Consider the following 25,207-nt stretch of genomic DNA (forward strand, 5'->3'; position numbering starts at 1 on the left):
CGAGCCATGGACCTGAACCTCCTGCGGACCTTCGTGGCCGTGTACGAATCGCGGAGCCTCACCTCGGCCGCAGCCCGGCTCTACGTCACCCAGCCCGCCGTGAGCCAGGCCCTGACGCGCATGCGACGCCAGTGGGATGATCCGCTGTTCCACCGGGTGGGCCGGACCATGGAGCCCACCGCGGCGGCCCAGTCGATCTACCCCTCGTTCCGTGACGCCCTGATGACCATCGACCGGGCCCTGGACGCGGTCCACTCCTTCGACCCGGCGACCTCGGACCGCCGCTTCACCGTGGCCATGTCCGAGTTGGGCGAGATCGGCTATTTCCCGGCGCTGTTCGCCGCCGTCCGTTCCGCTGCTCCGGGCATCGGCATCGATGTGGTCCCGCTGGACCTGGATCTGCTTCCCGACTGGCTGGCCCGGGGCACGGTGGACCTGGCCGTCACGTCCCTGCCGATCTCCGGGGCCTTCGAACATCAGGTGCTGAAATCAGAGCGCTACGCCGTGCTCATGGGCCAGCGCCATCCGCTGACGGCAGACGGCACCGACGGGAAGACTCCGGCCCTGACCATGGACGACTACCTCCGCGCCGATCATGCCGTGGTGGCCGGGGATTCCGGCCGGCCGGCCCTGGACGCGGCGCTCCGACGGCTGGGCGCACCGATCCATCCGGCGGTCTCCCTGCGTCATTTCGCCTCGCTGCCACCGTTGCTGTCCGCGCCGAACCCGCTGATCGCCACCGTCCCGGCATCGATCGCCCGCGGTTGGGCGGAGACCTGGCCCCTGGTCCTGCGAGACCTGCCCTTCGAGCTGCCGGGAGTCGAGATCTCGCTGCTGAAGCGGACCACCAGCCAGCACACCGCGGCCCTCGACTGGTTCCACGGCACCGTGCTGCGGGCCCTGCGCGGAGACCCCGGCGAGTTCTCCTCCATCGGTGCACGGAATCCCCTCGGACCGGGTCCTGACAGGATGGTCCCATGAGCGTGAAGGTCCTGGCCATCGGCAAGAAACACGAATCCTGGGTGTCCGAGGGCATCGACCGCTACGTCAAACGACTCAAGAAACCCTTCGATGTCACCTGGCAGCTGCTTCCCCACTCCTCCCGCGAGGGTGACGCGGCCCGCGAGGAGGAGTCGACCCGCATCCTGGCCAAGGTCGGCGAGCGCGATCACCTGGTGCTGCTCGACGAACGAGGCACCAACTTCGACTCCCCCGGCCTGTCCCGCCACCTCCAGGGCCGGTTCGACGCCGGACAGACCGTCATCCTCGTCATCGGCGGCGCCTACGGTGTGGACGGCTCCGTGCATTCACGCGCCAACACGGTCTGGTCACTGTCCCAGCTCGTCTTCCCCCACCAGCTCGTCCGCCTGGTCGTGGCCGAACAGCTCTACCGCGCCCAGGAGATCGCCGGCGGCCGGCCATACCACCACGTGTAGACCACCGCCGGCTTCTCACTAGGACGTCCGGGTCCCGGCGTAGCATGGCCGCGATGGCCCGAGACTCCCGACCCGTCGGCGCAGAACCTGCTGCGGACGAGGTGCTTGCCCGCTTCACCCCTGCCACCCGCGAGTGGTTCGAGGGGGCCTTCGCCGCGCCGACCACCGCGCAGCTCGGCGCCTGGGACGCCATCTCCTCCGGCCGGCATGCGCTGGTCGTCGCGCCCACCGGCTCGGGCAAGACGCTCTCGGCCTTCCTCTGGGCCCTCGACGGGTTCCTGCGCGCTCCCTCGGCCACGAGCGTCCAGCACAGCGAGAAGAAGGCCAAGAACCAGACCCGCGTCCTCTACATCTCCCCGCTCAAGGCCCTGGGCGTGGACGTCGAGCGCAACCTGCGGGCGCCTCTCATCGGCATCACCCAGACGGCCAAGCGCCTCGGCGAGGCCGCCCCGGACGTCCGCGTGGGCGTGCGGTCCGGGGATACCCCTGCCCGCGAGCGCCGGCAGCTGGCCAGCCATCCCCCGGACATCCTCATCACCACCCCGGAATCCCTCTACCTCATGCTGACCTCACAGGCCCGGTCCACGCTGGCCGGAGTGGAGACGGTCATCGTGGACGAGGTCCATGCCGTGGCCGGGACCAAACGCGGCGCCCACCTCGCGGTCTCCCTCGAACGGCTCGACACGCTCCTGGCGAAGCCGGCCCAACGCATCGGGCTCTCGGCCACGGTGGAGCCGAAGGAGGAGGTCGCCCGCTTCCTCGGCGGCATCCAACCGGTCCGGATCGTGGCCCCGGCCTCCACCAAGTCCTGGAACGTGCACGTCACCGTCCCGGTTCCGGACATGACCGAGCTGCCCTCGGCCTCCTCCGCCCACGACGTGGGGCCCGGTTCCGGGCTGCAGACGAACGCCTCGATCTGGCCCCACGTGGAGGAGCGGATCGTCGACCTGGTCGAGACGAACCGCTCCACCATCGTCTTCGCCAACTCCCGCCGGCTCGCCGAGCGGCTCACCGGCCGTCTCAACGAGATCTGGGAGGAACGCCAGGTCGCGGACCCACCCCCAGACTTGCCCCAGGAGGTGCCCGACGCCGGCCGGTCCGGTCCTCCTGCCCAGCTGATGGGCGGCGCGGGCCAGTCCGCCGGCCATGCCTCGCAGGGAACCGGCACCGAGTTCGCCCGCGCGCACCACGGTTCGGTCTCCAAGGAACAACGCGCCCTCATCGAGGACGCGCTCAAGTCCGGCCAATTGCGCTGCGTGGTCGCGACCAGTTCGCTGGAGCTCGGCATCGACATGGGCGCGGTGGACCTCGTCATCCAGGTCGAGTCACCGCCCTCGGTGGCCTCCGGCCTGCAGCGCGTGGGCCGGGCCGGCCACCAGGTCGGTGAGACCTCCACCGGCTGGTTCTTCCCCAAGCACCGCGGGGACCTGGTGGACACCACCGTGGTGGTCGAGCGCATGCTCTCCGGCAGGATCGAGTCGATGTCCATCCCGGCCAACCCGCTGGACATCCTGGCTCAGCAGACCGTGGCCGCCTGCGCCCTGGACGAGCTCGACGTCGAGACCTGGTTCGACCTCCTCCGCCGTTCCGCGCCCTTCGCGACCCTGCCGCATTCCGCCTACGAGTCGGTACTCGACCTTCTCTCCGGCCGCTACCCCTCGGACGAATTCGCCGAGCTGCGCCCGCGCGTGGTCTGGGACCGGGAGGCCGGCACCCTGGCGGGACGCAACGGCTCGCAGTGGCTTGCGGTCACCTCCGGCGGGACCATCCCGGACCGCGGCCTCTTCGGCGTCTTCCTCGCCGGCACCGAGAACGAGAAGACCGGTGACGCGAAGGTTACGTCAGGCACCGCGCGCACGGGCGGGCGGCGCGTGGGCGAACTCGACGAGGAGATGGTCTACGAGTCCCGCGTGGGAGACGTGATCGTCCTCGGCGCCACGAGCTGGCAGATCCAGGACATCACCCACGACCGGGTCCTCGTGATCCCCGCCTTCGGGCAGCCGGGGCGCCTCCCGTTCTGGCGGGGCGATGCCGAGGGCCGTCCCGTCGAACTCGGCGAGGCGGTCGGGGCCTTCCGCCGCGAGGTGTCGGCCGGGCTGGGCGGGGACCAGGCCGGCGTCGGGAACCCGATGGCCGAGCGCCTGGCGGCGGCCGGACTGGACGAGTGGGCCCAGGACAACCTGAGCGCGTACCTGACCGAGCAGCGCGAGGCCACCGGGCAGCTGCCCACGGAGAAGACCCTCGTGGTGGAGCGGTTCCATGACGAGCTCGGGGACTGGCGCGTGGTGCTTCACTCCCCCTTCGGGCTGCCGGTGCACGCGCCGTGGGCGCTGGCCGTCGGGGCCCGGCTGCATGCGCGGTACGGCATGGACGGTTCGGCGATGGCCGCCGACGACGGCATCGTGCTGAGGGTGCCGATGATGGAGGACGAGCCGCCCGGGGCGGACCTGTTCCTCTTCTCGGCGGAGGAACTCGAGGAACTGGTCACCGCCGAGGTGGGCGGTTCGGCGCTGTTCGCCGCCCGGTTCCGGGAGAACGCCGCCCGGGCGCTGCTGCTCCCCCGCCGGGATCCCGGCAAGCGCACCCCCCTGTGGCAGCAGCGCCAGCGCTCAGCGCAACTGCTCGAGGTGGCGCGGAAGTACCCGCAGTTCCCGATCATCCTCGAGACCGTCCGCGAATGCCTGCAGGACGTCTACGACCTCCCGGCCCTCAAGGACCTCGCCACCCGGATCGAGGCGAAGTCGCTGCGGCTGGTGGAGACCACCACCCAGACCCCCTCGCCCTTCGCCCAGTCGCTGTTGTTCGGCTACGTGGCCCAGTTCATCTACGAGGGCGACTCCCCGCTGGCCGAACGCCGGGCCGCCGCCCTGTCCCTGGACCCCGGCCTGCTCAACGAACTGCTGGGGCGCGCCGAGTTGCGTGACCTCCTGGATCCGGACGTCATGGCCACGGTGGAGGCCGACCTGCAACGGCTCTCCCCGGACCGCCGCGTCAAGGGCGCCGAGGGGCTCGCGGACCTCCTCCGCCTGCTCGGCCCCCTGACCGCCGAGGGTGCCGCAGCCCGATTACGTCCCGCAGTCGAGACGGACGAGGACGAGACCAGCCTGCTGGACCAGCTCGTCACCGCGAACCGGGCCCTGCGGGTCCGGATCAACGGCGAGACCCGGTATGCCGCCGTGGAGGATGCGGCCCGGTTGCGCGATGCCCTCGGTGTGGCCCTGCCCATGGGCCTCCCGCTGGCCTTCATCGAACCCGTCGAGGATCCGCTCGGCGACCTCGTCTCCCGCTATGCGCGCACCCACGGGCCCTTCACCGCCGCCGAGGCCGGGGTGGCGCTGGGACTGGGCGCCGCCGTCGTGCTCCAGGTCCTGCAGCGGCTCGCCGCCGAGCACCGCGTGACCGAGGGACAGTTCCGCCCCACGGCCGGCCACGGTGCTGACGGAGACGGCTCCCGGCCCTCCGGCCCGCACGAGACCGAGTGGTGCGAGGTCGAGGTGCTGCGGCGCATCCGGCGGCGTTCCCTGGCGGTACTGCGGGCGGAGGTCGAGCCCGTCGAACAGTCCGCCTATGCCCGGTTCCTCGCCGATTGGCAGCACCTGTCCCCGGCTCCCGGCGGCGGATCACCGGCTACGCTGTCCGGGATCGACGGGGTGGCCACCGTGCTCGACCAGCTCTCCGGCGTCCCGGTGCCCGCCAGCGGGTGGGAGAGCCACGTCCTGCCCTCCCGTGTCCGCGACTACACGCCTGCCCTTCTGGACGAGCTGCTGGCCAGTGGCGAGTTCCTCTGGTCCGGCACGGCCGCCGCCAGCGGCAATGACGGCTGGGTCGCCTTCCACAGCGCCGAGTCCGCGGACCTGTCCCTGGCCCGGAACGAGAGCGTCGAGCTCGGTCCCGTGCACCGGGCCCTGCTGGACGTGCTCGACGGCGGCGGTGCCTGGTTCTTCGGCCAGCTCGCCGAGCGGGCGCGCACCGTCCTCGCTGCCGCGGAGGTCACGCGCGACGAGCCGGCGCAGCGGGTCTCCTCCGGGGACCTCCTCCGCGCCCTGTGGGACCTGGTCTGGGCCGGGCTCGTGGGCAACGACACCTTCGCCCCGATCCGCGGACTGCTGGGCCAGGGCCGCACCGCGCACAAGTCCAAGTCGCGGTCGCCGCGGGCGAGGCCGGCGCGTCCCGGCCGCGGCGCGAGACTGTCCCGGCTGAAGCGGCTCGAGGAGGCCTCCGGCAGTCTTGGCGCCGATGCGGGACGGACGGATGCCCTGTTGCGTCCGGCCGGCGGTCTGCCCGCGGACCTCGGGCCGATGGACGTGGCCCGGGCCGCCGGCCGCTGGTCCCTGCTGCCCGAGCCCTCGGCCGATCCGACCCTCCGTGCCCACGCCACCGCCGAATACCTGCTGGACCGCTACGGCGTCATCACCCGCGGCTCCGTGGTGGCGGAGGAGGTTCCCGGCGGCTTCGCCCTTCAGTACCGGCTGTTGACCCGCATGGAGGAGGCAGGGCAGGTCCGCCGCGGCTACTACGTGGAGCACCTCGGCGCCGCCCAGTTCTCCACGGGGGCCACCGTGGACCGGCTGCGCGGATTCGCCCAGCAGGACGTGCCGGCCCCCCAGCCCCAGCACGCCGGGGCACCGTCGCCCTGGCAGGATGACCGCGCCGCGCCCGCCCCGCAGGCCATCGCGCTGGCGGCCACCGACCCCGCCAACCCCTACGGCGCTGCCCTGCCCTGGCCGGAACTTCCCGCCGGCCCGGACGGCGTGCGGCCGACCGGGCAACGGCCCGGGCGGAAGGCGGGCGCCGTCGTCGTCCTCGTGGCCGGCGAACTGGTCCTGTACGTCGAACGGGGCGGGCGCACCCTGCTGCTGTTCTCGGACGAGCCCCCGGCGCTCGGCGCGATGGCCACGGCGTTGGCGTGGGCCCTGCGGACCGCGCGGGTGGAGAAGATGTCCCTGGAGAAGGTCAACGGCCTGCCGCTCAACGGCACCCCTTTGGCCACGGCACTGGCCGAGGCAGGGTTCTACTCGTCCCCGTCCGGGCTGAGGTTCAGGTCGTGAGCCATGCCCGAAGGTGACTCCCTCGTCCGGCTGGCCGACCGCCTGCGGCCGGTGCTGGAAGGCCAGGAACTGGTCCGCACCGACTTCCGAGTCCCCCGGTTGGCCACCCTGGACCTTGCGGGGACGACGGTGCTTTCAGTCCGGCCCCGGGCCAAGTACCTCCTGCTCGAGGTCGATGCCGCCGAGGGACTGACCGTGCTCTCCCACCTCAAGATGGAGGGCCGCTGGGAGACGTACACCCGGGTGGACGGCGCCGGATCCCCGGTCACGCCGCGCTGGCGCCATCCCGGCTGGCAGGCCAGGTGCGTGCTGGAGACGGCCCGTCACCAGGTGGTCGGGTTCCAGCTGGGACTGCTCGAGGTCCTGCCCACCGCTGAGGTCCCGGACCGGCTGGGCTTCCTCGGTCCCGACCTGCTGGACCCGGAGTGGGAAGCCCCGGACCGCGCCGGTGAGCTGAGGGCGGAAGCGGTCCGGCGGCTGCTCGCGGACCCGGACCGGCCCATCGGACTGGCCCTGCTGGACCAACGGCTGCTCTCCGGCATCGGCAACATCTACCGCTGCGAGGCCCTCCTGCTGGCCGGGCTGGACCCGCACCGGCCGGTCTCCTCCGCCCCCGACCTGCCGGGCCTGGTGGACCTGGCCCGGGACCTGATGCGCGCCAACACGGTGCCGGCCATGCCCGGCCGACCGACACCCCGGCGCACCACCACGGGCGTGGTGCCCGACGACGGCGCCCCCTACGGTGTGCGCGTCACGCTCGCCGCGGCCCGGCCGGAACGGCGGAACACGCCGCCGTACTGGGTCTACGGCCGCCAACGCGAGGGCTGCCTGCGCTGCGGCGGTCCGGTCACGGTCGAGGCTCTCGGAGACGGGACCGTGGAACGTACCCTGTACTGGTGCAGGCAGTGCCAGCGGTGACCGTCCCGGCGCCGCGTCACGTCCGACCCCGAGGAGGCTGAGATGGCCGATCCATTCCCACAGGACCGTGCCCATTCCACCGTGGCCCTCGTCCTGGCCGGAGGCCAGGGCAGCCGGCTGTCCCCGCTGACCGATGCCCGGTCCAAACCGGCCGTCCCGGTGGCCGGGCAGTACCGACTGATCGACGTGGTCCTGTCCAACCTGGCCAATTCGGGCCTGCGTGACGTGTGGATCGTGGAGCAGTACCGGCCCTTCACCCTCAACCAGCACCTGGCCGGCGGCCGGCCGTGGGACCTGGACGGCACCCGCCACGGCCTGCGTCTGCTGCCCCCGGCCGAGGGGCGCGCCGAGGAGGGCTTCGCCGCCGGCAACGGGCACGCCCTGCACCAGCAGATGCCCCTCCTGGAGGCCTTTGGCGCGGACACCGTGGTGGTGCTCAGCGCCGACCACCTGTACCAGTTCGACCTGCGGCCCGCCCTGGAGCAGCACCGCGCCCGGGGTTCAGAGCTGACCGTGGTGACCACGCAGACGGACGAGGACCCCTCCCGCTTCGGGGTGGTGCAGGTGGACGCGGACCACACGGTCACCCGCTATGACCACAAGCCCGAGGACCCGGACGGAAGCCTCGTGGCCACGGAGATCTTCATCTACGACGTCGCCGCACTCGGGCAGGTGACCCGCCGGCTCACGGAGGAGCGGGGGGACGCGGACGGGGGCTCCCTGGGCGACTACGGAGAGTCGATCGTGCCGCACTTCGTGGATCACCGGAGTACCCACGCCTACCGGCTGGACGGGTACTGGCGGGACGTCGGCACCGTGGAGGCCTACTTCAAAGCGCACATGGAACTGCTGGACGGCACCGGCCTGGACCTGGACCGGCCCGGCTGGCCCCTGATCACGAATCCGAAGCATGCCCCGCCGGCCTGGATCGACACCCGGGCCACGGTGTCCGCCTCCCTCGTGACGGCCGGCTGCCGGATCAGGGGCGAGGTCGAGCACAGCATCGTCGGCCCCGGCGTGGTGGTGGAAGCCGGCGCCCGGGTGTCCCGGTCGGTCCTGCTCGGCGACTGCGTGGTCCCCGCAGGGGCCGAACTGGAGTCGGTCATCGCGGACGTCGGCGCGGAGATCCCCACCGGGCGCTCCGGCCGGACGAACCCCGGGCCCGGCAACATCACCGTCCTCGTGCCGGCCGACCGCGGGCCCGCCAGCGCGGACGAGACCACCGGGACCTGACCTCCCGCCTGTGCCGCCGTCCGTCCGCGGCTCCGCGGTCTGGAAGACTGGGGCCGTGTCCCAGCAACCGCCCCTGCCCGTCCGTGACGGCGTGAACGCCACCCGCCTCACCGTCCCGGACAGCGGTTGGGACACCATCCTGGCCTACGTGCTGCACCGGTGGGGCCATGTGGACCCGGTGGGGATCCTCGAACGTTTCCGCACCGGCGAGGTCCGCGCCGCCGACGGCACCACGGTCACCGAGCACACCCCCCTGAGTGCCCACGACTTCGTCTGGTACTACCGCAGCGTTCCGCAGGAGGTGCCCATCCCCTTCCCCATCACGGTGCTCCATCAGGACGAGCACCTGCTGGTGGCGGACAAGCCGCATTTCCTGCCCACCACGCCGGGTGGACGCTTCGTGCAGGAATCGGCGCTGGTGCGGCTACGCAACCAGCTCGGGCTGGACCACCTCGTGCCCATGCACCGCCTCGACCGGGCGACCGCCGGCGTGGTGATGTTCTCCACCAACCCGGACACGCGGGGCGCCTACCAGGTGCTCTTCGAACGGCGCCAGATCTGGAAGGTCTACGAGGCCGTCTCGGCGCTTCCCGACGGCGGCGCGGCAGGCCGGTTCCCGCTGACCTACCGCAACCGGATGGACAAGGTGAAGGGGGTGCTCACCGCCCGCACGCTGGACTACGGCCCCCGGGAGTCGGGCCGCTGCCTGGCCCAGGCCACCCGACCGGGCCGGAGGACGAACCGGCCGACCGTGGGGGCCAATGCCCAGACCCGGATCGAGCTGATCGGAACGGGCGTCTCCGCGGGCACCCGGGCGGGCGCCGGCGTCGCCCATCTCCGGCTGCACCCGCGCACCGGCCGCACCCATCAGCTGCGCGTGCACCTGGCCGCCCTCGGGCTGGGCATCCTCAACGACCCGTTCTATCCGGTCCTGCTGGACGCCGCCCCTGACGACTACGACCGGCCGTTGCAGCTGCTGGCCCAGACGATCGGGTTCACGGACCCGCTGACCGGAGCCCCACGGCAGTTCAGCTCCCGGCTGGCGCTGGCCGAACGCCCGGGGCCGGGGGCGTGACTGACATGCAGCCGGGTCTGGACACCGCCTGGGTCGAGTCGCTGGGCGGGTGGTTCCACCTGCTGACCGCGGTCCTGGTGGCCGTCGATGCGCCGGTGCCGCCCGTGCCGAGCGAGCTGTTCGTCATCGGCTCGGGAGCCATGTCCCAGCTGGGGAGCGTGGCGCTGCTGCCCTCCTTGCTGGCGGCGTGGCTGGGGTGCTGGGCCGGGGACATCGGACTGTATGCCCTGTTCCGGTTCCAGTTGACCGGACTGCTCGACCGCGCCTCGTGGGGCCAGCGCATCCACCGGGGGATCCTGAGGCTGCTGGACAAGGCCGGCCCGGCGCCGGGGTATGCCTCCCTGTTCGTGTTGCGCTTCGTGTCGGGCGGCCGGACGGCGTCCATGGCCGCCGCCGGGATCGCCGGCATCCCCTGGGGCCCGTTCCTGGCCCTGTCAGGCATCGGTTCTGCCGTGTGGTCCGTCTACATGGTGGGACTCGGCTGGTTCACCGGCAGCGCGACAGGCCTGCCGTTCTGGGCCAGCGCCGTGGTGGGCATGGGATTGGGTACCCTTGCAGGGTTGATCATTGCGGGGATCGTCGCCATCCGGCGGCGCTCGGGGAGAGGTGATGGGTGAACGCTGAGTCGTCGTCCTCTGCTGCGCTGGAACGGATGAAGGCCGCGGCGGAGAAGTCGTCCGGTCCGGCATCCACCGGGGCGGGTGACGGATCACGCCCCGATCGCGCCGCTGACAGCGCCCAAAGTGCCGAGAGTGCCGCAGAACCCACCTCGGAATCCTCTCGGAAGCCCGCCGCGGACCAGCCGCGCTTGCGGCACGCCAACCCCCAGGAGACCCAGGGTCCCCTCGAGTCCTTCAACGACTGGCTCGATTCCCTCGGCGAGCCCGACTGGGACAAGGTCTCCCAGTCCATCTACGAGTCGCCGAGCACCATGAAGGCTGCCTACGAACGGCAGAAGGCACACCGCGAGGCGGAACGCGAGCGCCGCGCCGAGGAGAAGGCCGAGGCCGAGCGGAAAGCCGCCGCCGAACGCGCCGAGGCCGAACGGCAGGCGGAGATCGAGCGCCGGCGTGCCGCCGAGCAGGCCGAGGCAGACCGGCTCGAAGCCGAACGGCTGGCCGCCGAGGAGGCCGAACTCGAGGCCAAACGCCAGGCCGAGCAGGAGGCACTCCTCGAGCAGGAACGGCTGCTGGAACTCCAGCGCGCCGAGGAAGAGGCTCTGCGCCTGGAGATGGAACGCCAGGAACACGAGGAGTGGCTGGCCCGCCAGCGCGAACGCGAGACGTGGGCCCTGCAGGTCGCGGCCCGCGAGTCCGATGGGACCGACTGGGTGCCCCCTGCGGACCGACGCGCCATGCTCGAGGAGCGCGGCGAGAACCTGACCGACGCCCAACTGCTGGAACGGGCCCGGGCCTCCTTGCCGGAATGGCGTCACCGTGACCGGATCGTGGAGAAGGCCCAGGCCATCGAGGCCTCCACGGTCCGCCGCACCCGACCGGCGGTCGCCGCCACGGGAACGGTGCCGGCGCCCGCACCGCGCGGCTACATCCCGCCCTACAACCTGCCCTCCCGGGAACCGGACCCGGCGCCGACCGCGCTGGACCTGCTCCGCCGGGTCACCGTGACCGTGGCCTACCTGGTGTTCGTGCTCGGCGGCGTCTACGGCCTCGGATTCCTGGGCGCGGACGCCACCGGACCCTGGCTGCACGAGCTGCATCAGGGACGGTTCGCCGGCGGCTTCTCCATGCTGTCCATGGCCTTCTGGCACCAGCTCATCTGGCCGGTGCTGTGGGTGGCCCTGGGCATCTACACGGTGCATCAGTGGTTGCCGAGCCAGGCCTCCGCGGACCGGCAACGCGCCACCGGCTGGCGCGTGGCAACGGCCCTGGTGGCCACGGTGGCGTGGTTCGTCCTCGCCCGGACCGGGGTCATGCCCGGCGTCGAGTTGGTCGTCTGGCTGGCCCTGGGCTATCTCCTGGTGGACAGCATCCACCAGCTGAACCTCTACACCGCGCGGAACCGCGCGGAGCGTGCCATCACGGACGGCATGATCGGACTGTTCACGGGATGGGCGCTGATCTTCGCCGCCACGAACGCATCCGTCTGGCTGCAGTCCCTCGGGGTCAACCTGCTCTGGATCCCCGGCCCGGTCTGGGCGGTGCTCACCCTGGTGGTCGTGGTCTGGGGCACCGCCATGATGTCCATGACCGAGCGTGGGCGCATCAGCATCGCCCTCGGCCTCTCCTGGGGCCTGGCCGCCATCCTGGTGCCCCGGCTCGTGGGGTCCATGACCTCCGTCTGGGTCGCGATCGTGGCCGCCATGGGGCTCTTCATGGTGCTGTTGGCCACCGAGAACCGCCGCTACCGGATCAACCACGCCGAGCACCGGGCCGCCCTGGGCCACGAGGTCGACGAGTTCTAGCCGACCGGCGCCCACCGGCCGCGGTCCCGGCGGAGCACGTCCAGCCGACCGGTCGTGGCCACGTCCCGGACACCCTCGCGCATTCGGCCTGCCGCGGCGAGGGCGGCGCGGTTCTCCGAGTCCCAGGTGGAGTCGGGGACCGTGAACCGTAGGACGATGCGTGGCACGCGTGCCACGACCTCCAGGTCCTTGGCCTCCACGTTGTGGGTGGCGGCCAGGGCTGTCTCGGCCCGGTCCATCACCTCTTCGGGGGCATGGCCGGGCAACAGGTCACCGATCTGGAGTCGGGCGCGGAAGGACGGCATGGGGTCAGTCTAGGAATACTCCCGGACCACCCCGTGGTTGTGCCTGACATGAGTCTTCTCTTCGATCCCGTGACCGTGTCCGGCCTCACCCTGCGCAACCGGCTGATCCTGCCGCCCATGTGCCAGTACAACGTCACCGCCAAGGACGGCGTCCCCGGGCCCTGGCACCTGGCGCACCTGGGTGCCCGCGCCTCCGGCGGTTTCGGGATGGTGGTGGCCGAGGCCTCCTCGGTGCTCCCCGAGGGACGCATCTCGGACCAGGACACCGGGCTGTGGAACGACGCCCAGCGGGATGCCTGGGCCCCGATCGTCGACTTCATCCGCTCCCAGGGCGCCGTCCCGGCCATCCAGCTGGCCCATGCCGGCTCCAAGGCCTCCACCTGGCCGGCCCACCCGGGCTACCCGGATGAGGGCATCCCGCTGGACGAGGGTGGCTGGGAGACCGTCTCCCCCTCCGGCGTCCCGGCCGTCTCCACCGTCGGCCCCACCCGGGAGCTGAGCGGTGCCGAGATCGAGCAGGTCATCGAGGCCTTCGCCGCGTCCGCCCGCCGCGCGGACGAGGCGGGGTTCGAGGCCGTGCTCGTCCATGGCGCCCACGGCTACCTCATCCACCAGTTCCTGTCCCCCGTCACCAACCGCCGGACCGATGAATGGGGCGGCTCCTTCGAGAACCGCACCCGCCTGGTCCGCCGGATCGTGGAGGCGGTCCGCGAGGTGTGGCCGGCGGAGAAGATCCTCGGCATCCGGCTCTCCGGTTCCGACTGGCTCGAGGACAGCTGGGGCGAGCAGGACACCGTCCGCCTCGTCCGCGAGCTCACAGGCCTGGGCCTGGACTGGGTGGATGTCTCCTCCGGCGGCATCGGGGACACCTTCCAGGGGCCGACCGGGCCCGCCTACCAGGTTCCCCTGGCCGACGCCGTCCTCGCGGGCACCGCGGACCTCACCCTGGGCGCGGGGCAGGGCATGCAGGTGTCCGACGACGGCGCCTCCCGCCGCCTGTTCGTCTCGGCCGTCGGGGCGATCACCGATCCCGAGCTCGCCGAGTCCGTGCTCGCCGAGGGCAGGGCGGATGCCGTCGACATCGGCCGGGCCGCCCTGGTCCATCCCAACTGGCCCGTGGAGGCCGCCCAGTCGCTCGGCGACGAGCGGTGGCGGCAGTTGCTGGCCCCGGCCTATCACCGCGGTTCCTGGGGCCGGCTGTCCACGCCGGTGCGCCAGCGGGAATCGGCGGCCGCAGGCGTGGCGGGCTGATCTGACCGGGTGCTGCCCTTCCTGCTGATCCAGACCCGCGCGGACGATGCCGTCGCGGCGGACGAGGTCCGCTCCACCACCGCGCTCGGTGGCTTCGCCGACGGCGAGCTGACCCCGCTACGGCTGGACCGTCTCGTCGCGGCCGCCCGGCCGTCGTCGGGCGGCACCGCGGACCTCGATTGGGAGGCCCTCCTGGTCCGCCATTCCGGGGTGGTGGTCGGCGGCGGCCCGTTCAATTCCTCCGACCCGGAGGAGTTGAAGTCCGACCTGCAGGTCGCCGTCGAGGCCGAGCTGCGGCGGATGCTGGATGTGGTGCTGGACCGGGACGTCCCGTTCCTCGGCGCCTGCTACGGCGTCGGTACCCTCGGCCTGCACCAGGGGGCCACTGTGGACGGGACCTATGGGGAACCGGCCGGGGCCGCCGTCGTGCGTGTGACCGAGGCCGGGCGGCAGGATCCGTTGCTGGCCGGCGTGGCCGCGGAGTTCACCGCCTTTGTGGGTCACAAGGAGGCCGTCCGCCTCCTGCCGCCCCACGCCGAGGTGCTGGTGACCGGCGAGTCCTGCCCGGTGCAGATGTTCCGGATCGGACGGCACCAGTACGCCACCCAGTTCCACCCCGAACTGGACCTGCCCGGACTGCTGTTCCGCCTGGAGACCTACGCGGGTCACGGCTACTACGAGCCGGCCGAGACGGAGGAGCTCTTCACCCGCGTGCGGGCGGCCACGGTGACCGAGCCGCAGAAGGTCCTGGCGAACTTCCGTTGTCGGTACGCGCGCTGACCGGCTAGCGAGAGGTGCGGCCGGACTTCCGCTCCTGCAGCCAGGCGGTGACCTCCTGCTCGGTGATCCCCCCGTCTTCCCAGTCCCGGTACCACGCTGGCTTCAGGGCGCGGGGCAGTCGATGGCTGGTCCACACGGCGCCCACCAGGCTGGCGACCAGGCCCACAGTCAGGGTGAGCGACCAACCACCTGGGGCCGAGCCGGTGCCACCGACCGCGAGGATGAGGCCACCGAAGACAGCCACGAACAGCACGGCGATCCCGGCCAGAGCCATGGGCAGCAGGCCCCAGTACCGTCCCGTCAGGGTCAGCGGTGGCCGCACCAGCACCCAGCTCCGGAACCGTCCGCTGTAGGACAGCCACGCCGTCAGCAGGAAGCCCGCACCGACCAGGGCCACCACGGCGCCTACCACGACACCGATCATCAGATCAGACACGACTGCTCCCTCGCTCTTCTACGATCACCTCTGAACGGCGGACCGTTCCAGCCCCTCGGGCTCCAGCCGGACCAAGAGGTCACGGTACACGTTACGGGTGGGGGTGGCCTCCAGGATGATGCCCTCCCCGGTCGAGACCATGCGGTACTGGCCGTGGATCCCCGATCGCAGGTAGGTGACCGGCGCGCGGTCATCGGCAGGCTGCACGGTCCAGACCAGCCAGGGCTCATCCCAGACCCGGACGAGTTCCGGACTGGCGGCCTCCGGAGGCGCTGTCCGCGCGTCGATACGGGCCAGCACGGCGCCCCGGTCCAGCGGCGCGGTCCCGACGTCCAGGTTCCAGGCCGGGGACAGACCCAGCCAGGCCGCCACATCATGGGCCGCCTCGGCCTGGTCCAGTAATTCCGGACGCAGTGCGCCAGCGGGAGCGTCGTCGTCGACGTCAGTGGTCAAGGAGGGTCCGGCCAGCACGAGGGCCTCGCCACGTTGCCCGAACCACATCTGGTACATCGAATTCCGCGCTTCGGTCTGGGCGGTGATCCGGAACGACGCGGCCGTGTCCCGCCAGGCGGCGGTGAACACGGCCCCCTGCTCAGTCAGCCGTCCTCCGGCCTCCGCCAGCCCGTTCTGGACCAGTCGGCTCAGCTCCGGTCCCGCGGCCCCGATCTCCAGCCGGCCGAGGCCACCCGTGATCCGGACGCCGCCGGAATCCGGAGCCATGGTCGTGGTGGCGGACAGCCGCTCGAGCAACCTGACCTCCTCGGCCCCCAGCCACGGAGCGGCGCTGCGGTAGGGCTGGCGTTTGGCCAATTGGCCCAGCCGTTCCAGGGGTCGCTGCCCGCGCACCGAGGCGAACTCCTCCAATGCCGGCTCCCGGTCCGGCGTGAAGGCGAACTCCGGACCCGACCACTCGCTCAGACCCGCCGGGTCCACTGCGACGCTTTCGGCGATGCGCCGGAAGCGGGCGTCCCACTCGGCGATCTCAGCCTCGGCGCAGGACAGGGTCAGCACCACGGCCGCCCCGGAGAACAGGAAGGCGTACTGCATAACGTGCACCAGATGACGATCCGCTGCATAGGTGTACTCCAGCCTGCGGCCGGTGAGTCCGCCATGGCGGATGGGATCCAACTCGTCTACGGCTAGGAACCGCGGCATCGCCTGCGTGACCGTGACCGCGGCCATCAGCACGGTGGACAGCTGGGTCACCGTCCCGGTGAAGTGGTTCGAGGTCAGGACAGCATTGACGGTGAAGCCGTCCCCCTGGCCCGGCCCCGCGGGAGTTGCAGCCCAGATGCCGAGGCTCCCGGCAGCGGTAGCGGCTCCCTCCGGAGCGGCCCACTGCGCGGGGAGCCGCAGGGACAGACCGCCGGATCGGTGATCCGTCCATTGCTCCCCGGCGGGGTGGTCCGAATCATTGTTCTGGCCCATGTCAGGCTCCTCCGTCATGGCGATGTCCTTTCGGGTTCTTCCGTGCCGCGATGATCTCGCGGATCTCGGCCTCGGGCCTCCCCCGATCGTCCCACTCGCGGTACCAGGCCGGTTTCCACGCGCGGGGCAACCGGTGGCTGAGCATGATGGCGGAGAGGAACATGAGTACCAGCATCGCCAAGAATGTGATGTCTAGTGCGCCAGATCTGGCTTCTGGATTGGGCAGGGTCACGACGTACGTGACGTAGGCGCCGGTGAGCAACACCCCCGTCCCGGCGATGGCCATGGGGGCCAAAGCCCAGTGGAATCCGAAAGGCGTTCCCACCGGGACGAAAAAGAGCCACTGGAGGTACTGGCCGCGGTAGGCAACAATGGCGATCCACCACAGGAAGGCACCGGCCCCGAGGATCACGGTCAGTAACAGGACGAGCATGGATTCGATAGCGGGAGCCTCGTCTCAACGGTGTGCAACGGCCCAAGCCGTTCGGCTCAACCCCACAGACTATTCCACGCGTTGCCGATGGATTCTCCGATTCCCTCGCCGTCGAGCAGATTGTCGACCGAGTTGCCTAGCCATTCGCCGCCGATCCCACCGACAATGCCGCCGACGACGCCACCGATGACGGTGCCCACGCCCGGGAAGATCAAGGTGCCGATCGCGGCACCGCCCGCCGCCCCACCCAGGCCGCCGAGGAATCCGCCGCCGGCTCCCAGCGCTGCGGACTGGGCGGCACTGCCCCACTGCTCCCCCGTGCTCATGTCGGGGTTCTCCAAGAGGTCCTGATTCCACTCCTCCGTCCCGTTGCCCCAGACGGAGAGTCCGATGTCCAACGAACTCAGGAAGTTGCCCCCGATCTTGGCCCAGCGTGGCGGTTCGCCCACTGGCGTCCTGTTGCTCGCCAAGTCCACCGTTGTCACATCCACCCTCGTCCGATGCTCCGTGACGCTCTGTTCGATGGACAGCTCCGAGTAGGAGAACCTCGAGCCGTCGGCCATCTGGATCTCCAGATGGAAGGCCGAGACCCTGGTCTCGATGGTGACGCTCTCGAGGATCTCGAAGGAGTACTGGTCCACCCTCAGCCGGTCCAGCAGCTCCTGTGTGGCACTGCTGACGGCGCCTGTCGAGGGGTGCCCTGCACCCCCTGGCCCGGGTGCCGCGGGATTGGCCGACTTGATGGAATCGGCGCAGGTCTGCTCCAGCTCCAGCAGCAAGTCCGCCACGGCGTTGACCTCGGTCTGTGCGGCCTGTTCCTTGTTGTCCCGGTAATTGGGGTCCTCCGGGGTGGATTCAGCCCAACACATCTGAGCCTGGCCGACCGCCGCATCGTAGCGCGACTTGAGTGCGTCGATCCCGTCGCAGTAATCCGAGAGCGCCTGCTCGATGGCCTGCGTGGACAGGCTGGCCCCATCGCCGTAGCCCAGCATCACCTCAAGGGCATTGACCAACTGTTCCTGACCCGTGGGGCTGATGATGGCAGCGTCGATCGGGGTCCAGGCATTGCGGGTGTCGATGCAGTTCTGGTCCACGTCATTGCCGACCGTCTTGATCTGAGTGGCATCGGAACGCAGCGCGGAGGTGTCCGGGAGTTCCGGCAGCCCGGAGAGGTCAACCGCCATCAGTTGGCCTCCTCGTCACTGGTCACGACGTCATCCATCGCGTGTCGGGCGTCCACGGCCATGGTCTCCGAGCCGTTCACCCAGGCGTTGATGATCTTCTGGCCCTCGTTGCCGACATTCAGGCCGCGCCACTTGGCCAGCGTGATGAGCTTGCCGATGTACTCGTCATGAGTGGACTGCAGCGCTCCGGTGATCAGGGCCGACTTGCAGGTGCCGATCGCCGCCTCGAAGGCGTTGCCCGCGGTGGTCTCCAGGCTGTCGAACTCATTGGCCTGCTCCAGCGTGTTGTCCACCACGGTCTGCGCTGTCCCCTCGTACACCGTCCAATCCGGTATCGCCACGTTGTCCTCACTGTTCCGATGTCCGGGGCGCAGCCCCCGCTCCAGGCCCCGGGAGACGATCTCACCTGGGTCAGTAGGAACACTATGGGCTTCCCATCCCTCGCCGCCACCTGCGGGCATGGGGAGAACTCCCCATGCCCGACGAGACGATCGTTCCCCTGTGTCGGGCGGTCCACGGTCCGTCGGCGTGACCGGTGCACCGGACTCGGGTAGAACTGAGGGCATGAGCGTTCGCACCCCCGACCCGAATCCCGGGTGGCTGTCGGAAGAAGAACTGTACGAGGCCCGCCGCCGCCTGCCCATGGTCTACGTGGAGGCCCTGCCGGTCCGCCTGGACCCCCTCGGATACGTGTCTGAGATCGGGCTGCTGTACCGGGCCGACGGTGACGGCCACCTGCGCCGCACCCTGGTCTCCGGCCGGGTGCAGTACCGGGAGACCGTGCGCGCCGCCCTCATGCGCCACCTGGAGAAGGACCTTGGCCCGCTCGCCCTGCCGCAGCTGCCGCCGTCCATCACCCCGTTCACGGTGGCCGAATACTTCCCGAGCCCCTCGGAGACCGGGCTGACGGACGACCGCCAGCACGCGGTGGCCCTGGCCTACCTGGTCCCCGTGACGGGTGAGTGCCAGCCCCGCGGCGACGCTCTCGAGCTGTCCTGGCTGACGCCGGAGGAAGCGGTCAGCGAGGCGGTCCAGTCCGAGTTCATCGGTGGCCGCGGGAACCTGGTGCGCCAGGCGCTCGCCCACGTGGGCTGGGGGCGCTGAGCCATGACCGCCCCGAACCCCCAGAACACCGGAACGCACGACGCCGCAGGAGACTACCTGCGCTCCGTCAAGGCCCAGCAGGTCGGGCCGGGCGACCGGTTCCTGACCCGGCAGGGTGAGCCGTCGACCCCCGTGGCCCAGATCCGCACGACCCGTGACGATTTCGGCACCCCGGCTCTCGTGGTCGCCACGCTGTCCGACGGCCGCGAGGTGCGGATCGCCTACGGCTCCACGATCCGCGTGCGCACGCACCGGCCTGCACCGGCCCTCGACGTCAGCACGGACCTCTCCCCCGTGGAGGAGGGCAGCCCGGAGGCCACGGTCGTGGAGGTCGCCCAGCTGCACCCGGACAACCAGCACGTGCTGGCCGTGGCCTCGAAGCTGTCCCGGGGCATCAACCTGCGCTCGGGCGCTCAGCTCGAGGACATCGACACGCTGGCGCGGCACCTGTTCATCGACCTGGACGACTCCGACGGCGCCCTGCGGCTGACGACCCTCCTGACCCAGTTGCCCTATGACGGGGCGATGGGGCGGTGGAAGTCCATCGAGTCCTCCCTGGCCCTGGCCGCCAACATCCACTTCCACCGCGGTGAGGAGGCGGAGGGCCGGGCGGCCGGTGCACGCCTGGCCGAGCCGGACCAGGACGAAGAGGATCCGATCCGTGCCCAGCGGGCCGCCGAGATCCGCCAGCGGCAGATGAACGAGCCGAACCTGTACGACCGGGAGGTGCTGCGCGCCGAGGCCAACGGTGATCCGATCGGCGAACGCGGGTGGCGCGAGTCCCGCTTGGCCACGCTGATGTACCTGCGGGCCCGCGGTGGCTCGGAGACCTTCACGCAAGAGGAGCTGGACCGGCGGGTGCGCCGTGAGGTCGCGGCGTTGCGCGCCCTGGCGGAGACGGTGGCCTCCGAGGATTGAGCCGCCGGAGGAACACGCGGGACAGCCCTAGCCGAGCTGGTTCTTGATGGCCTTGCGCTCCTTCTCCAGCTTGCGCACCCGGTGGCCGAGCTTGATGAGCCGCACGGAGCCGAAGAGTCCCATCACGAGGACGCCGGCGATGGCCGCGAACAGCATGGCGATTCCCAGCGGCAGGCTGAAGCTCCAGCCGAAGTAGGCGAACTGCGCCTCCACGTTGTTCTGCAGGATGAAGATCAACAGCATCACGAGCACCACGGCACCGAGAATCAGCGCTATCCACGTCCCGCCGCTGAGGCCCGTGCGGGCCGGCTGGTCCAGGGAGGGGTCCGTCTCCACATGGGAACGGGAGGTGCCCTCTGGGATGGTGCCCAGCTCACGGTTCGTCCCCGGTGACCCGACGGGATCGGCCTCGACCTCGTACTCCAGCCCGGTCTCTCCCCGGTGCGCCGGTTCCACGGCGCCGGGTCCGGTCACGGGAGGCTGCCCGTCCTGAGGGTTGTCGTTTCTGCGTTCCATGTCAGGTCTCGCTCTCGTTACCGGTTGGTACAGGTCAAGCTACTGCCGTTGTCCCGTTCGCTCAACCCGCGCCGCCGCTGGCGGGAGTGACCCTCGAGGGGTTCTCCAGGCGCAGCACCCATTTACGCCAGGCCCACGGAGTGGCGACGCAGGCCATGCCCACGAGGGCGCCGATCACGGTCTCGACGAAGCGGTCGTAGATCAGCCCGGTGGTGTCCACGGCGGCGGTGGAGGCGCTCATGGCCAGGACGGTGGAGAGCAGGGCCAGTGGGGTGACGGCGATCTGCGCCAGGACGTACTGGCGGGCGATGTAGAGCTCGGCGGTGCACTGCAGCAGGGCGATGATCAACACGATGGCCCACAGCGGCGGGTGGATCCACAGCACCCCGGCGAGGACCACCAGACCCAGGAACGTGCCGAGGATGCGCTGCAGGCCGCGGTTCACGCGGTAGCGCGTGGAGTGGCCGACGAGCGGGACCACGGCGGCGACCATGGCCCAGTAGTTGTGATCGATGCCCAGCACCGGCCCCAGCGCCGTCGCCAGCGAACCGGCCACCCCGGCGGCCACCACGTACCAGGCCGCCTCGGACCAGACCAGCCGGTGCCGACCGGTGATCGGCTGCCCGGCGGGCCGTTCGATGCGGTGCCGGTTCCGGGGCAGTACCCGGGAGGAGATCCCGACCAGCAGCGCGAACGAGATGGTCAGCACCGCCGTCAGCATCGCCTCGCCCAGGGGCGGCTGGAACGGCACGGAGGACACCGCCGCGAAGGCGAAGATGTGGAACAGGGACCCGGATGGGCGCAGGTTCCAGTAGGCGGCCGTCACGGCACAGGCTCCGGCGACGAGGGTGGTCAGCCCCACCAGAGCCCAGGGCTGCTCGGACCCGGACAGGCCGTTGCGCCCGGCCAGGGTGGCCAGCAGCAGCACCACGGCCATGAGGGCGCCGGCCCGGGCCTGCATCTGCAACCGGGCGCCGTGCGCCAGGTTCCGCCCGTAGATCCCGGTGAAGGCGCCGAAGGAGGCGAAGACAGCCAGATCGATCCGGTCGATCAGCAGCAGTGTCAGCAGCGGGACCAGCACCGTGACCCCGCAGCGGACCGCCACCTCGTGGTCCCGGTCGGCCGGTGCCATGGTGAACAACGAGGGGATCGGGTTGATGTCCGCGAGCCGAGACCTCGTCCGGTCCCCGGCCTCCTCCGTGCTGTCCGCCACCGTCCGCCTCATTCTCCTGTGGTCCTGCTTCGCTCCCCCTGATACATACCATTGATGGCAGACCCCCGAGCGAAGGAACCCCGCCCACCGTGACCCATCAGACGTCCCCCCGTAACCCAGCGCACGCTCCGGCCACCCCGCGGGACTTCTCCTTCGCCGTCGGCTCCCGGCTGACCGGACCGGACGGGCAGCCGCGTCCGGGCCGCACCGGGACTATCACCACCCCGCACGGGATCATCCAGACGCCGGCGTTCATCCCGGTGGCCACGCAGGCCACCGTCAAGGCCGTGCTGCCCGAGGCCATGGCGGAGCTTGGCGCGCAGGCCCTGCTGGCCAACGCCTACCACCTGTACCTGCAGCCGGGAGCGGACCTGCTGGACGAGGCCGGCGGCCTGGGGCAGTTCATGAACTGGCACGGACCGACGTTCACCGATTCCGGCGGTTTCCAGGTGATGAGCCTGGGCTCGGGGTTCAAGAAGGTCATCGACATGGCCGGCCCGAAGGCCCCCTCCGGCCAGGGCGCGGACGACGCCGTGGCACCGGGCAAGGAGCGCCTGGCCAATGTGGACGAGGACGGGGTCTGGTTCAAGTCCCACCTCAACGGGGACCAGCACCGGTTCACCCCGGAGGTCTCCGTGGGCATCCAGCACCAGCTCGGCGCGGACATCATGTTCGCCTTCGACGAGCTCACCACCCTGCACAACTCCCGCGGCTACCAGGAGGAGGCCCTCGAGCGGACCCGCCGCTGGGCCCAGCGCTGCCTCGACGAGCACGCCCGCCTCACCGGCGAGCGCACGGCCAAGCCCTACCAGGCCCTGTTCGGGGTCATCCAGGGGGCACAGTACGAGGACCTGCGGCGCAAGGCGTGCGGTGACCTGGCCGCCATGCGCACCGGGTTCCCCGACGGCGGTGGCGGCCACGGTGACAGTCAGTGGCTCGAGCACGGCTTCGACGGCTACGGGATCGGCGGGGCGCTGGAGAAGGCGAACCTGGGCACGATCGTCGGCTGGTGCGCCGAGGAGCTGCCGGAGGACAAGCCGCGTCACCTGCTGGGCATCTCCGAACCGGACGACCTGTTCACCGCCGTGGAGAACGGAGCGGACACCTTCGACTGCGTCTCCCCCACCCGCGTGGCCCGCACCGGTGCCTTCTACACCTCCGACGGCCGGTTCAACCTGCCCGGGGCCAAGTACAAGCGCGACTTCTCCCCGCTGGAGGAGGGCTGTGACTGCTACACCTGCGCCCACTACACGCGGGCGTACATCCACCACCTCATCAAGGCCAAGGAGATGGTGGCGCACACGTTGATCTCCGTCCACAACGAGCGCTTCACCGTGCGTCTGGTGGACCGGATCCGCGTCTCGATCGACGATGACACGTTCTACGACCTCAAAGACGAGGTGCTGGGCCGCTACTACGCGCCGAAGGCCTGACTAACCGTCTCGCCCGTCACGCCAGGAGTGCGTCGAGGACGGCAGACCAGTCCCGTTCCACGGCCCAGGCTGCCGCGGCGGCCCCCGGGTCCGCACCGGCCGGGACGTGCAGGTAGCCACGCACCACGGACATCCGGGTCTCGCCGTACTGCAGGGTGCCGAACTCGTAGACGCCCGCTGTGATCCCGCCGGACCCGTCGGTCACGCGCAGCACCACGGAATCCTGCTGGGTCGGCCCCTCACCGGCCGGGCCGCTGCTCGCCTCGATCACCGTGCCGGTCACCGCGAGGTGCCGCCCATCGGCCTCGGCGCGGGCGGTGGCCTGCTGCCCGACGACGGCACCGTCCAGTCCCAGCAGCACCGTCAGCCGGTGCCCCGCCGGGACCTCGCGCATCACCAGGGCCTGGGCGGTCTCCCGCCCGGCGACGTGGGCGTGGAACTCGGCGAGCAGCCGCAGCGCGGACCGCCAGCCGGGCAGCGTGCCCTCGATGTCCTCACCCCAGGTGTCCGCCTCGGTGGCCACGCCGCTGGTGAGCCGGACGAGGGTGGCCGGCGGGCCGTCGTCGGGCACGGGTTCCAGGGTGATCTCGGTGGCCCAGTCCGGGACCGGGGTGCCCTCGCCCATCCAGTCGGGTTCCACGTACGCATAACGGTGGGGCGGATCCCAGGCGGTGATGGTCCCCTCGGAGTCGCCGAAGTCGCCATGGTGGGTGACCAGGGCGCCGCCCACGCGGGGCTCCAGCTCCGCCTCGACGAACCAGCGGCGGTAGCCGGGACCGGAGGCGACCGACTCCCAGACCTCCTCGGCGGGTCCGGGGACGGTCACCTCCACGATGGCGAGACAGCCCTGTCCCTCCCTCTCGATACGGGCGGTGGGTTCACCGCTGGCTTCCGGAAGGCCCTGTGTTTCGCTCATGAGCCCAGCCTGCCACCCGGGGCGTACAGTGCTCCACGGTAGAGGACCGACCAGCGCCCTGGAGGAACTGCATGAACACCGGTGAGATCCGCCCCGTGCCCACGCCCGAACACCACGCCCCCTACGTGGCGGCGGCGGACCGCTACGAGTCCACCGGATACCGCAGGGTCGGCGCCACGGGGCTCGCGCTGCCGCCGATCAGCCTGGGACTGTGGTGGAACTTCGGGGACAACCGCCCCTTCTCCACGCAACGCGAGATCCTGACCCACGCCTTCGACCGCGGCATCACCCACTTCGACCTGGCCAACAACTACGGGCCGCCCGCCGGATCCGCCGAGGAGAACTTCGGCCGGGTCCTCGCCAAGGACCTGGGCCGCTACCGGGACGAGCTGATCATCTCCTCGAAGGCGGGTTGGAACATGTGGCCGGGGCCGTACGGCAACCTGGGCTCCCGCAAGTACATCCTGGCCTCCGCGGACGCCTCCCTGCAGCGGATGGGCCTGGACTACGTGGACCTGTTCTACTCCCACCGCGCGGACGCGGACACGCCCCTGGAGGAGACCATCGGTGCCCTGCACGCCCTGGTCACCCAGGGCAAGGCGCTCTACGTGGGCCTGTCGTCCTACTCGCCCGAGCGCACGGTCGAGGCCCAGCGCATCGCCCGGGAGCTGGGCACTCCGCTGGTGATCCACCAGCCCGCCTACTCCCTGCTCAACCGCTGGGTGGAGGACGGCCTCCTGCAGACCCTGCAGGAGCAGGGCATGGGGTCCATCGCGTTCACGCCGCTGGCCCAGGGCCTGCTGACGGACAAGTACCTGCAGGGCGACGGCGCCGTCCCTTCCGGCGGCCGCACCTCCCTGTCCGGTCACCTCACCGAGGAGAACCTCGCGACGGCCCGGTCGTTGAATGAGGTGGCCGGTGAACGCGGCCAGTCCCTGGCCCAGCTGGCCATCGCCTGGCTGCTGCGCGAGGGAGGGGTGACCTCGGTGCTGCTGGGCGCCTCGTCGACGGGCCAGCTGGACGAGAACCTGGGCGCCCTGGCCAACACGGCGTTCACGGAGGAGGAGCTGGCACGCATCGATGCGATCACCGGCAAGCAGCCCGGTGAGGTGTCCACCATCGACATCTGGAACGTCTCAGCCCGGATCGACTGAGTGC

At 70.9% G+C, this 25,207-nt stretch carries 23 protein-coding genes; 14 read left to right on the forward strand and 9 right to left on the reverse strand.

All coding sequences use genetic code 11. From position 1 onward, the window contains the following. The first annotated feature begins 6 nt into the window (after window positions 1-6). Genes ACFFIO_RS04430 through ACFFIO_RS04465 form a run of 8 tightly spaced genes read left to right on the forward strand, consistent with a single transcriptional unit; the run spans window position 7 to window position 12,132 of the window. Window positions 7-981 carry a LysR family transcriptional regulator gene (locus ACFFIO_RS04430; protein ID WP_378040372.1) on the forward strand — a complete coding sequence of 325 codons (975 nt, stop codon included), beginning with the start codon at window positions 7-9 and terminating at the stop codon, window positions 979-981. Then, on the forward strand, window positions 978-1,436 hold the full coding sequence (locus ACFFIO_RS04435) for a 23S rRNA (pseudouridine(1915)-N(3))-methyltransferase RlmH (RefSeq protein WP_378040373.1): 459 nt from the start codon (window positions 978-980) through the stop codon (window positions 1,434-1,436). The genes ACFFIO_RS04430 and ACFFIO_RS04435 overlap by 4 nt, the downstream gene beginning before the upstream one ends. 53 nt (window positions 1,437-1,489) lie before the next feature. Beyond that, complete coding sequence (locus ACFFIO_RS04440) at window positions 1,490-6,484, forward strand: ATP-dependent helicase (RefSeq protein WP_378040374.1); 4,995 nt, start codon at window positions 1,490-1,492, stop codon at window positions 6,482-6,484. Between the two features lie 3 nt (window positions 6,485-6,487). Beyond that, a complete protein-coding gene (locus ACFFIO_RS04445) occupies window positions 6,488-7,402 on the forward strand; it encodes a DNA-formamidopyrimidine glycosylase family protein (RefSeq protein WP_378040375.1) in 915 nt (304 codons plus the stop codon). A 42-nt stretch (window positions 7,403-7,444) separates the two neighbouring features. Continuing rightward, on the forward strand, window positions 7,445-8,635 hold the full coding sequence (locus ACFFIO_RS04450; RefSeq protein ID WP_378040376.1) for a glucose-1-phosphate adenylyltransferase family protein: 1,191 nt from the start codon (window positions 7,445-7,447) through the stop codon (window positions 8,633-8,635). 55 nt (window positions 8,636-8,690) lie between these two features. Next, window positions 8,691-9,710 (forward strand): pseudouridine synthase, encoded by a 1,020-nt coding sequence (locus ACFFIO_RS04455; protein ID WP_378040377.1) that lies wholly within the window; start codon window positions 8,691-8,693, stop codon window positions 9,708-9,710. Between the two features lie 5 nt (window positions 9,711-9,715). Then, window positions 9,716-10,327: a DedA family protein gene (locus ACFFIO_RS04460; RefSeq protein ID WP_378040503.1), complete on the forward strand. Its 612-nt coding sequence runs from the start codon at window positions 9,716-9,718 to the stop codon at window positions 10,325-10,327. After that, window positions 10,324-12,132, forward strand: a complete 1,809-nt coding sequence (locus ACFFIO_RS04465; RefSeq protein WP_378040378.1) for a TspO-related membrane protein — start codon at window positions 10,324-10,326, stop codon at window positions 12,130-12,132. Before ACFFIO_RS04460 ends, ACFFIO_RS04465 begins: the two co-directional genes overlap by 4 nt. On the opposite strand, the gene ACFFIO_RS04470 is transcribed toward ACFFIO_RS04465, so the two are convergent. After that, window positions 12,129-12,437, reverse strand: coding sequence for a hypothetical protein (locus ACFFIO_RS04470; RefSeq protein ID WP_378040379.1), 309 nt, complete (start codon window positions 12,435-12,437; stop codon window positions 12,129-12,131). The two genes, ACFFIO_RS04465 and ACFFIO_RS04470, sit on opposite strands and share 4 nt — an antisense overlap. A gap of 48 nt (window positions 12,438-12,485) precedes the next feature. Here ACFFIO_RS04470 and ACFFIO_RS04475 point away from each other — a divergent pair, with 48 nt between their 5' ends. Next, window positions 12,486-13,688 (forward strand): NADH:flavin oxidoreductase/NADH oxidase, encoded by a 1,203-nt coding sequence (locus tag ACFFIO_RS04475; RefSeq protein WP_378040380.1) that lies wholly within the window; start codon window positions 12,486-12,488, stop codon window positions 13,686-13,688. 9 nt (window positions 13,689-13,697) lie between these two features. Next, entirely contained in the window at window positions 13,698-14,468 is a 771-nt protein-coding gene (locus tag ACFFIO_RS04480; RefSeq protein ID WP_378040382.1) for a glutamine amidotransferase, read from the forward strand. Window positions 14,469-14,472: 4 nt separating this feature from the next. On the opposite strand, the gene ACFFIO_RS04485 is transcribed toward ACFFIO_RS04480, so the two are convergent. Genes ACFFIO_RS04485 through ACFFIO_RS04505 form a run of 5 tightly spaced genes read right to left on the reverse strand, consistent with a single transcriptional unit; the run spans window position 14,473 to window position 18,410 of the window. Next, window positions 14,473-14,904 carry a hypothetical protein gene (locus ACFFIO_RS04485; protein ID WP_378040383.1) on the reverse strand — a complete coding sequence of 144 codons (432 nt, stop codon included), beginning with the start codon at window positions 14,902-14,904 and terminating at the stop codon, window positions 14,473-14,475. Window positions 14,905-14,928: 24 nt separating this feature from the next. Beyond that, window positions 14,929-16,350, reverse strand: coding sequence for a DcrB/PsbP domain-containing protein (locus tag ACFFIO_RS04490; RefSeq protein ID WP_378040384.1), 1,422 nt, complete (start codon window positions 16,348-16,350; stop codon window positions 14,929-14,931). Then, on the reverse strand, window positions 16,334-16,765 hold the full coding sequence (locus ACFFIO_RS04495) for a hypothetical protein (protein ID WP_378040385.1): 432 nt from the start codon (window positions 16,763-16,765) through the stop codon (window positions 16,334-16,336). The genes ACFFIO_RS04490 and ACFFIO_RS04495 overlap by 17 nt, the downstream gene beginning before the upstream one ends. A gap of 56 nt (window positions 16,766-16,821) precedes the next feature. Continuing rightward, window positions 16,822-17,949: a glycine zipper domain-containing protein gene (locus ACFFIO_RS04500; protein ID WP_378040386.1), complete on the reverse strand. Its 1,128-nt coding sequence runs from the start codon at window positions 17,947-17,949 to the stop codon at window positions 16,822-16,824. Further along, window positions 17,949-18,410 (reverse strand): DUF6507 family protein, encoded by a 462-nt coding sequence (locus ACFFIO_RS04505; protein ID WP_378040387.1) that lies wholly within the window; start codon window positions 18,408-18,410, stop codon window positions 17,949-17,951. The genes ACFFIO_RS04500 and ACFFIO_RS04505 overlap by 1 nt, the downstream gene beginning before the upstream one ends. A gap of 103 nt (window positions 18,411-18,513) precedes the next feature. Here ACFFIO_RS04505 and ACFFIO_RS04510 point away from each other — a divergent pair, with 103 nt between their 5' ends. Together ACFFIO_RS04510 and ACFFIO_RS04515 are read left to right on the forward strand one after the other, a co-directional pair. Further along, window positions 18,514-19,053 (forward strand): NUDIX hydrolase family protein, encoded by a 540-nt coding sequence (locus ACFFIO_RS04510; RefSeq protein WP_188805465.1) that lies wholly within the window; start codon window positions 18,514-18,516, stop codon window positions 19,051-19,053. Window positions 19,054-19,056: 3 nt separating this feature from the next. Continuing rightward, entirely contained in the window at window positions 19,057-19,971 is a 915-nt protein-coding gene (locus ACFFIO_RS04515; protein ID WP_378040388.1) for a DUF6707 family protein, read from the forward strand. Between the two features lie 27 nt (window positions 19,972-19,998). Here ACFFIO_RS04515 and ACFFIO_RS04520 read toward each other — a convergent pair whose 3' ends face one another. Continuing rightward, complete coding sequence (locus ACFFIO_RS04520; protein ID WP_378040389.1) at window positions 19,999-20,445, reverse strand: LapA family protein; 447 nt, start codon at window positions 20,443-20,445, stop codon at window positions 19,999-20,001. Between the two features lie 103 nt (window positions 20,446-20,548). After that, complete coding sequence (locus ACFFIO_RS04525) at window positions 20,549-21,700, reverse strand: FUSC family protein (RefSeq protein WP_378040390.1); 1,152 nt, start codon at window positions 21,698-21,700, stop codon at window positions 20,549-20,551. Between the two features lie 89 nt (window positions 21,701-21,789). On the opposite strand from ACFFIO_RS04525, the gene tgt reads away from it, so the two are divergent. Further along, window positions 21,790-23,133: a tRNA guanosine(34) transglycosylase Tgt gene (tgt, locus tag ACFFIO_RS04530; RefSeq protein WP_378040391.1), complete on the forward strand. Its 1,344-nt coding sequence runs from the start codon at window positions 21,790-21,792 to the stop codon at window positions 23,131-23,133. A 16-nt stretch (window positions 23,134-23,149) separates the two neighbouring features. Here tgt and ACFFIO_RS04535 read toward each other — a convergent pair whose 3' ends face one another. After that, on the reverse strand, window positions 23,150-24,049 hold the full coding sequence (locus ACFFIO_RS04535) for an SRPBCC family protein (RefSeq protein WP_378040392.1): 900 nt from the start codon (window positions 24,047-24,049) through the stop codon (window positions 23,150-23,152). A gap of 71 nt (window positions 24,050-24,120) precedes the next feature. On the opposite strand from ACFFIO_RS04535, the gene ACFFIO_RS04540 reads away from it, so the two are divergent. Beyond that, window positions 24,121-25,203 carry an aldo/keto reductase gene (locus ACFFIO_RS04540; protein WP_378040393.1) on the forward strand — a complete coding sequence of 361 codons (1,083 nt, stop codon included), beginning with the start codon at window positions 24,121-24,123 and terminating at the stop codon, window positions 25,201-25,203. The last annotated feature ends 4 nt before the right edge of the window (window positions 25,204-25,207 follow it).

Origin of the sequence: Citricoccus parietis, assembly GCF_042433045.1 — a bacterium.
GTDB classification, from domain to species: Bacteria; Actinomycetota; Actinomycetes; order Actinomycetales; family Micrococcaceae; genus Citricoccus; species Citricoccus parietis.

Coding starts and splice junctions, on each gene's coding strand:
- ACFFIO_RS04475 (WP_378040380.1), top strand. CDS start 12,486: ATGAGTCTTCTCTTCGATCCCGTGACCGTGTCCGGCCTCACCCTGCGC.
- ACFFIO_RS04460 (WP_378040503.1), top strand. CDS start 9,716: ATGCAGCCGGGTCTGGACACCGCCTGGGTCGAGTCGCTGGGCGGGTGG.
- ACFFIO_RS04490 (WP_378040384.1), bottom strand. CDS start 16,350: ATGACGGAGGAGCCTGACATGGGCCAGAACAATGATTCGGACCACCCC.
- ACFFIO_RS04540 (WP_378040393.1), top strand. CDS start 24,121: ATGAACACCGGTGAGATCCGCCCCGTGCCCACGCCCGAACACCACGCC.
- ACFFIO_RS04495 (WP_378040385.1), bottom strand. CDS start 16,765: ATGCTCGTCCTGTTACTGACCGTGATCCTCGGGGCCGGTGCCTTCCTG.
- ACFFIO_RS04515 (WP_378040388.1), top strand. CDS start 19,057: ATGACCGCCCCGAACCCCCAGAACACCGGAACGCACGACGCCGCAGGA.
- ACFFIO_RS04500 (WP_378040386.1), bottom strand. CDS start 17,949: ATGGCGGTTGACCTCTCCGGGCTGCCGGAACTCCCGGACACCTCCGCG.
- ACFFIO_RS04445 (WP_378040375.1), top strand. CDS start 6,488: ATGCCCGAAGGTGACTCCCTCGTCCGGCTGGCCGACCGCCTGCGGCCG.
- ACFFIO_RS04430 (WP_378040372.1), top strand. CDS start 7: ATGGACCTGAACCTCCTGCGGACCTTCGTGGCCGTGTACGAATCGCGG.
- ACFFIO_RS04450 (WP_378040376.1), top strand. CDS start 7,445: ATGGCCGATCCATTCCCACAGGACCGTGCCCATTCCACCGTGGCCCTC.
- ACFFIO_RS04510 (WP_188805465.1), top strand. CDS start 18,514: ATGAGCGTTCGCACCCCCGACCCGAATCCCGGGTGGCTGTCGGAAGAA.
- ACFFIO_RS04535 (WP_378040392.1), bottom strand. CDS start 24,049: ATGAGCGAAACACAGGGCCTTCCGGAAGCCAGCGGTGAACCCACCGCC.
- ACFFIO_RS04505 (WP_378040387.1), bottom strand. CDS start 18,410: ATGCCCGCAGGTGGCGGCGAGGGATGGGAAGCCCATAGTGTTCCTACT.
- ACFFIO_RS04470 (WP_378040379.1), bottom strand. CDS start 12,437: ATGCCGTCCTTCCGCGCCCGACTCCAGATCGGTGACCTGTTGCCCGGC.
- ACFFIO_RS04440 (WP_378040374.1), top strand. CDS start 1,490: ATGGCCCGAGACTCCCGACCCGTCGGCGCAGAACCTGCTGCGGACGAG.
- ACFFIO_RS04435 (WP_378040373.1), top strand. CDS start 978: ATGAGCGTGAAGGTCCTGGCCATCGGCAAGAAACACGAATCCTGGGTG.